This window comes from Polaromonas sp. P3_C2 (genome assembly GCF_056402675.1).
Window position 1 is genome coordinate 1 of the sequence record NZ_JBFUGX010000177.1, and the last position, 7158, is coordinate 7158.

Sequence of the window (7158 nt, forward strand, 5' to 3'; positions counted from 1 at the left end):
GGATGCTGCCCAGCGTCATGCCGCGGTGGCCCAGCACACGCCGCAGGCTGCGGCGCCACGCGGGAATGGGCGGCAGCGGCAGCCCGGGCGCGGCGGAAACGGTCAGGGAAGGAGCGTTCATGGTGATGTCCTAGCGTGTGCGCATGCGGGGGTCGAGCGCGGCGTTGAAGACATCGGCCAGAAAGGTCAGCCCGATGTAGAACACGGCGATGATCAGCACCACGGCCTGCACCACGGGGTAGTCGTTGCGCGAAATGGAGTCCCAGGCGAGCTGGCCCAGGCCCTGCATGGAATAGACCGACTCAATGACGACCGAGCCGCCCAGCATGAAGCCCAGCTCCACGGCCGCCAGGGCCACAACCGGAATGATGGCGTTGCGCAAGGCGTGCTTGAACACCACGCGTGCCGGGCTCAGGCCCTTGGCGCGCGCAGTGCGGATGTAGTCTGCGCCCAGCACGTCGAGCATGCCCGCGCGCGTCAGGCGCATCAGCGAGGGCATGGCGTAGTAGCCCAGCGCGACGGCCGGCAACACAAAGTGCTGCCAGGTGGTGTTGCCCGCAACGGGCAGCCAGTGCAGCCCGACGGCGAAGAGCAGGATCAGCGTCAGCGCAAACCAGAAGTTGGGCATGGCCTGGCCGACCACCGCCACCATCAGGGCCAGCCGGTCTATCCAGGTGTCGCGGTAGACGGCGGCCAGCACGCCCAGCGGAATCGCCACCGACACCGCCAGCAGCAAAGACACGGCGCCCAGCTTGAGCGTGATGGGCAGGCGCTCGCCGATGAGTTCCATCACGGTGTTCTGGAAGAAGAACGAACGCCCGAAGTCCAGGTGCAGCGCGCCCCACAGCCAGTCAAAGAACTGGGTGGTGATGGGGCGGTTCAGGCCGTACTGGACGCGCACTTCCTCGACGGCTGCGGCGTTGGCCTCGGCGCCGGCGATGGAGGCCGCCAGGTCGCCGGAAAGGTGCAGCAGCATGAAACTGACGACGGCCACCGTGAGCATGACGCTCAGGGCCACCAGAAAGCGGCGGAATATGTATTGCAGCATGGGAAGGCCCCGGTTGTTGCGTTAGCGGACTGCGCGGGTCAGCCCAGCCGTGCGGCGCACGGCTGGACCATCGTGGCTACTTCCAGCTGGCCTGGCCGAAGCGCGGCAGTTCGTCCGCATGCGCCGTGAATTTGAGGTCCGGCGTGAAGGCGTAGTTGGTGGAATAGGAGAACATGGGCGCCATGTAGGCCTGCTCGCTGATGCGCTGCAGGGCCTGCGCATATTTCTTCTTGCGCTCGGTCTTGTCCACCGTGCTGTCGGCGGTTTTCAGCAGTGCAATCACCTGCGGGTCTTTGGCCGTGTCGTCCGGGCCGCCTTCAAAGTAGTTGCCGACAAACGCGGACGCGTCGTTGATGGAGAACGATCCCCAGGACTGGAAGGTCAGGGGCGCGCGGCCCGAGTAGATTTCGGTGCGCAGCACCGGGTACTGCACAAAATGCAGGCGCGCACGTATGCCCACCTTGCGCAGGTCGCCCACCATGGCTTCGGCATATTCACGCTCGCGGTAAGCCCACAGGTCGGTGTCGAAGCCGTTGGGGTAACCCGCGGCCGCCAGCAGTGCCTTGGCCTTGGCCGGGTCGTAGGTGTACTTCACCTCTTTTTCGGTTTCGCAGCCGAACTGGGTGCGAAAGCACGGCGAATACACCGGCTGGCTGCCGCCGCGCACCAGGCTGTCGGCCAGGCCCTTGCGGTTGATGGCGTGGTTGACGGCCTGGCGTACACGAATGTCCTTGAAGGGCAGGGCCTCCGGCGTGGTGCCGTTGCTGTTGATCGACATGAAACCCACGCGCATGGTTTCACCGCTCAGCACGGTGGTGTTGGGCCTGGACTTGAGCGACTCGGCCTGGTCGGACGGCACGCGCCAGATCCAGTCCACCGCGCCCGTCATCAGCTGGGCCACGCGCGCTTCCGGGTCGCGGATCACCACAAACTTCACCGTGCCGATATTCGGCTGGCCGGCCGGGCTGTCCTTGAAGTAGGCCGTGTTCTTCACCATGGTTACGCCCTGGCCTGGCACCACCGCGGTGATCTTGTAGGCGCCGGTACCAATGGGCGCCTTGCTGTAGCCCTCCAGGCCCACCTTCTTCATGTAAGCGGCGGGATAAATCGGTGTGGGCCCGGCCAGGTAGTCCATCGCGGCCGGAAACGGCGCCTTCAGATTGATGCGGACCTGGTAGTCGCCGAGCTTTTCGACGTTTTTGATCCAGCCCGTGTTCTGGCGCGTGGCGATCTTGGCCTCCGGCGCCGTGACCACATTGAAGGTGTAGGCCACATCGTCGGCGCTGAACTTGTCACCGTTGTGGAAGGTGACACCCTGGCGCAGGGTGACCAGCAACGCGGTGGCGGATTCCCATTTCCAGGCGGTGGCCAGCTGGGGTTTGAACTCACCGGTTTTGGGGTCCCGGTAGACCAGCGTGTCCCAGGCCAGGTTGGCCAGGATCACGCCTTCACGCATGTTGTTGTGGTACGGGCTGACGTTCTCAACCTCGCTGTCCGAGGCGTAAACCAGGGTGTCGTTGGCTTTGCCTGCGTGGGCTGCAGTCAGGCCGGCACCGAAGGCCGCAAGCACAAAACTTTGACGCACCATCGTGGTGAAAAATTGCTTCATAAAAGTCCTTCGTCATGGCGTGGGGAGTGGAGACGGCTCATTCTGCGCAAGAACCAGACCGAAAGACCATTCCATGCATTAGAGAATATGTATGATTGCGTTGCCAAATCGGCAATGCTCTGGCTGCCCATGCCCTGGCAGCTCCGCCATCACCCGACGCCCATGACCCTTTCTCCCCAGGTTGCCCGTCAATTGCAGGACACCGCGCTGCGCTACTTCCTGGAGGTCGTGCGCTGCGGCTCCATCAGCGAAGCCTCCCAGCGCCTGAATGTGGCGGGGTCTGCCATCAGCCGCCACATCGCGCACCTGGAAGACCTGCTGGGTGCAACCCTTTTTGACCGCCATCCCAGGGGCATGGTGCCCAGCGCCGCCGGGGAGATGCTGGCCGTGCACGCGCTTAAATCGGCGCACGACTCGGAGCGGGTGGTGCATGAGATCCAGGCGCTGCAAGGCATGCAGCGCGGGCGGGTGCGCCTGGCCTGCACCGAAGGTTTTGCGATGGAGTTCCTGCCCAAGGCCATAAGCGACTTCATGAAGACGCATCCCGGCATCCAGTTTCACCTGGGTGCGCACCCCCCGGCGGAATGCTCGCGCCGCGTCCTGCATGGCGATGCCGACATCGCCCTCACCATGAGCCGGACTCCCGAAAGCGGCATTCAGGTAGAGCACGTGCAGCCGTCACCGGTGATGGCGGCCATGCGTTACGACCATCCGCTGACCCAGTTCAAGCAGATCAGCCTGAAGCAGCTGCTGGCCTATCCGATCGTGCTGCCGGAAACAAACACCACCGTGCGGCAGCTGTTTGACATCGCCTGCAGCCTGCAGGGCCTGACCGTGTCGCCGGTGCTGACCAGCAACTACGTCAACAGCCTGAACGACTTTTTGCGCCATTACCCGGAAAGCGTCACCATTGCGGGCGAAATATCGGTCCGCTACAAGGTCCAGCGCGGCGAGTTTGCCTGCATACGCCTGCGTGACCGCGGCCTGGATTTGCGCAATGTGGAAGTGCAGACGGCCGCGGGCCGCACGCTGTCGCGGGCGGCGCAGGTCTTTCTGGCGCATTTGAAAACAGAGCTGTCGGGCTCACCGGCCTGAGCTGCCAATTGCCGGGAAGTTTGTGCCGGTTTGCTATCAATACGATAGCTGCTTGCGCCCGATGTTATTGGGCTGGAGCCAATTCTTGTGCCTGAAAACACCTCAAAAGTACCTTGAATGAGGGTGTTGTGGCGGTGTTTGGACGCTACCAAGGTGCTTGCGGCGCGACTATTGGATGAAAAAATGGCCGGTAACCCAATAGCGCTGTGCGCAAGAAGCTATCAAAACAATAGCACCGAAAAATACCAATCCCTTGAATTGTTATTCGATTATTGAGATAAATTAAGAGCGATATATTCTTTTGAGTTTTAACGCTTGCTCCCCACAATGCTTTGATCAGCAATCAAGGAGCAAAGCATGACCACTCTCAGACTCGGCGACACCGCCCCCGACTTCACCCAGGACTCCACCGCCGGCAAGATTTCCTTTCACCAGTGGGCTGGCGATTCATGGGTGGTGCTGTTTTCGCACCCCGCAGACTTCACGCCCGTCTGCACCACCGAACTGGGCAAGACCGCAGCCCTGAGCGGTGAATTTGCCAAGCGCAACGTCAAGCCCATCGCCATCAGCGTGGATGCGCTGGAGTCGCACGGCAAGTGGGTCAACGACATCAACGAGACGCAAAACACCACGGTGAATTTCCCCATCCTGGCCGATGCTGACCGCAAGGTGGCCAACCTGTACGACATGATTCACCCGAACGCCCTGAGCACCGGCCCCACGGCCACCGTGCGCAGCGTATTCATCATTGACCCGAAAAAGGCCATCCGCACCACGTTTACCTACCCCGCCAGCACGGGCCGCAACTTCGACGAGATCCTGCGCGTGATTGACTCGCTGCAGCTAACTGACGGCTACAAGGTGGCCACGCCGGTGAACTGGAAAGACGGCGACGACGTGATCATCGTGCCCAGCCTGCAGGATCCGGCCGAACTTGCCCAGCGTTTCCCCAAAGGTTTCAAGGCGATCAAGCCGTACCTGCGCGTCACACCGCAACCCAATAAGTAATCAGACGGGTTCACGCGAAGTGCGCTTCATCATCGTCCCTGGCTGGCGCGACTCGGGCCCCGGCCACTGGCAAAGCCTGTGGGCCGAACGCCTTAGCAATGCGGTGCGCGTGCGCCAGGACGACTGGATCACGCCTTCGCGCAAGGCCTGGGTGGCCTCGCTGGCCAACACCATCGTGCTGCAGGACGAGCCGGTCGTCATCGTGGCGCACAGCCTGGGCTGCATTGCCACGGCTCACTTGCCGCCTGAGGCGGCAGAGCGTATTCATGGCGCCCTGCTGGTGGCGCCGGCAGACCCGGAGCGGCGTGCCGTGCTGAGCGACTTTGCGCCCGTGCCCTACCAGAAGCTGCCTTACCGCAGCGTGCTGGTGGCCAGCAGCAACGACCCGTATTGCCCGGTGCGCCTGGCGGGTGCCTATGCCCGCGCCTGGGGCAGCGAATTTGTGCGCATGCAGGACGCCGGCCATATCAATGTGGAGTCGGGCCACGGCGAATGGCCGCTGGGCATTGCGCTGTTGCAGTCGCTGGCAGGTGATGCGTCGCTGACGGCGCCCCATCTTGATTTTTCTTCTTTGGCAAATTCTTCGTCTTCTTCTTTTGGGTCCCTGGAAACGGCATGACTTCTTCAAAAATAAAAATAGCCCTTGCAACGCTGGCACTGGCCGCGGGCGCTTCATTCTCCGGCACGGCCTCGGCACAAACGCTTCTGAATGGCTCGTATGACGTGGCGCGCGAGTTTTACAAGGAATACAACGCCGCCTTCATTGCCCACTACAAGAAGACCACGGGTAAAGACATCAAGATTGACCAGTCGCATGGCGGCTCCAGCGCCATCGCGCGTTCCGTGGCTGACGGCCTGGACGCCGACGTGGTGACCATGAACACCTCGACCGACGTGGACTTCCTGGCCGGCGCCGGCGTGGTCGCCAAAGACTGGGCGAAGAAGTTTCCCGACAACGCTTCGCCCACCACGTCGACCATGCTGTTCCTGGTGCGCAACGGCAACCCCAAGGGCATCAAGGACTGGGACGACCTCATCAAGCCCGGCATCCAGGTGATTCTGGTGAACCCCAAAACCGGCGGCAATGGCCGCTATGCCTACCTGGCCGCCTGGGGATACGCGAAGAAGAAGGGCGCCACCGATGCGCAGGCCGCCGAGTTCGTCGGCAAGCTCTACAAAAACGTCCCGGTGCTGGGCAAGGGCGGGCGCGACGCGACCACCGTGTTCCTGCAACGCAATATCGGCGACGTGCTGATCACTTTTGAATCCGAAGTGCTGTCGGTGAACAGGGAGTTTGGCGAAGGCAAGGTGGACGCGGTCTATCCGTCCATCAGCATCGTGGCGGAAAACCCGGTGGCGGTGGTGGAGCGCACCGTGGCCAAGAAGGGCACGGCCGAGCTGGCCAAGGCCTACCTGAACTACCTCTATTCAGACGAAGGCCAGGAGATTGCCGCACGTCATGCATTGCGCCCGCGCTCGCAGGCCATCCTGAAAAAATACGCCAGCACCTTCAAGCCGCTGCAGCTCCTCACGGTGCAAGACGTCTTTGGCAGCCTCGGTGAAGCACAAAAAGTGCACTTCAATGACGGCGGCCAGTTCGACAAGCTGTACACCGTCAAGTAAATAACTGGCCCCCACGTTCGCTCGCTTCGCGTAGCTCTCTGCCCCCCGAGGGGGCTAATTTTCCTAGGGGCGGCCCGTCGGAAAATTGTCCTTCTTCGTTTGACTCCCCGACAGGCCAGTGCTGTTTTTACATGTTTACTCAAACAATTCATCCCTCGTCACTAGCGCAGTCAGTGCCGGGTGTTCCTGCGGGTAGCAAACGCGCCGCAAAACGCGTGCTGCCCGGTTTCCGCCTCACGCTGGGCTACACCGTTCTCTACCTCAGCCTGATCGTGCTGATCCCGATCTCGGCGCTGTTTTTCAAAACCTTCACGCTGAGCTGGGACCAGTTCGTCACCGCGGTGACGTCCCCGCGCGTGCTGGCGTCTTACCGACTCACGTTTGGGGCATCGCTGATTGCAGCACTCGTCAACCTGGTGTTTGGCCTGCTGCTGGCCTGGGTGCTGGTGCGCTACAAATTTCCGGGCAAAAAAATCGTCGATGCGCTGGTGGACCTGCCGTTCGCCTTGCCGACCGCCGTGGCCGGCATTTCGCTCACGGCTTTGCTGGCCGGTAACGGCTGGATAGGCCAGTACCTCGAGCCCATGGGCATCAAGCTGGCGTTCACGCCGGCCGGTGTAGTGATCGCGCTGATTTTCATCGGCCTGCCGTTTGTGGTGCGCACGGTGCAGCCGGTGCTGGAAGACGCCGAGAAAGAACTCGAAGAAGCCGCCACCTCGCTGGGCGCCACGCGCCTGCAGATTTTCACAAAAGTCATCCTGCCGCACATCACACC

At 62.1% G+C, this 7158-nt stretch carries 7 protein-coding genes; 5 read left to right on the forward strand and 2 right to left on the reverse strand.

What is annotated here, in order from left to right:
• Positions 1 to 130: 130 nt before the first annotated feature.
• Complete coding sequence (locus tag AC1DWI_RS09580; RefSeq protein WP_477671703.1) at positions 131 to 1048, reverse strand: ABC transporter permease; 918 nt, start codon at positions 1046 to 1048, stop codon at positions 131 to 133.
• 76 nt (positions 1049 to 1124) lie between these two features.
• A complete protein-coding gene (locus AC1DWI_RS09585) occupies positions 1125 to 2636 on the reverse strand; it encodes an ABC transporter substrate-binding protein (RefSeq protein ID WP_477671715.1) in 1512 nt (503 codons plus the stop codon).
• 183 nt (positions 2637 to 2819) lie between these two features.
• On the opposite strand from AC1DWI_RS09585, the gene AC1DWI_RS09590 reads away from it, so the two are divergent.
• The 5 genes from AC1DWI_RS09590 to cysT all read left to right on the forward strand — a co-directional run.
• Positions 2820 to 3752 (forward strand): LysR family transcriptional regulator, encoded by a 933-nt coding sequence (locus tag AC1DWI_RS09590; RefSeq protein ID WP_477671702.1) that lies wholly within the window; start codon positions 2820 to 2822, stop codon positions 3750 to 3752.
• Positions 3753 to 4109: 357 nt separating this feature from the next.
• On the forward strand, positions 4110 to 4760 hold the full coding sequence (locus AC1DWI_RS09595; protein ID WP_477671701.1) for a peroxiredoxin: 651 nt from the start codon (positions 4110 to 4112) through the stop codon (positions 4758 to 4760).
• A gap of 19 nt (positions 4761 to 4779) precedes the next feature.
• Positions 4780 to 5379, forward strand: coding sequence for an RBBP9/YdeN family alpha/beta hydrolase (locus tag AC1DWI_RS09600; RefSeq protein WP_477671700.1), 600 nt, complete (start codon positions 4780 to 4782; stop codon positions 5377 to 5379).
• Positions 5376 to 6383 (forward strand): sulfate ABC transporter substrate-binding protein, encoded by a 1008-nt coding sequence (locus tag AC1DWI_RS09605; protein WP_477671699.1) that lies wholly within the window; start codon positions 5376 to 5378, stop codon positions 6381 to 6383. Before AC1DWI_RS09600 ends, AC1DWI_RS09605 begins: the two co-directional genes overlap by 4 nt.
• Before the next feature lie 131 nt (positions 6384 to 6514).
• Positions 6515 to 7158, forward strand: a 644-nt coding sequence (cysT, locus tag AC1DWI_RS09610; RefSeq protein WP_477724740.1) for a sulfate ABC transporter permease subunit CysT, incomplete at its 3' end; no start/stop codon positions are given.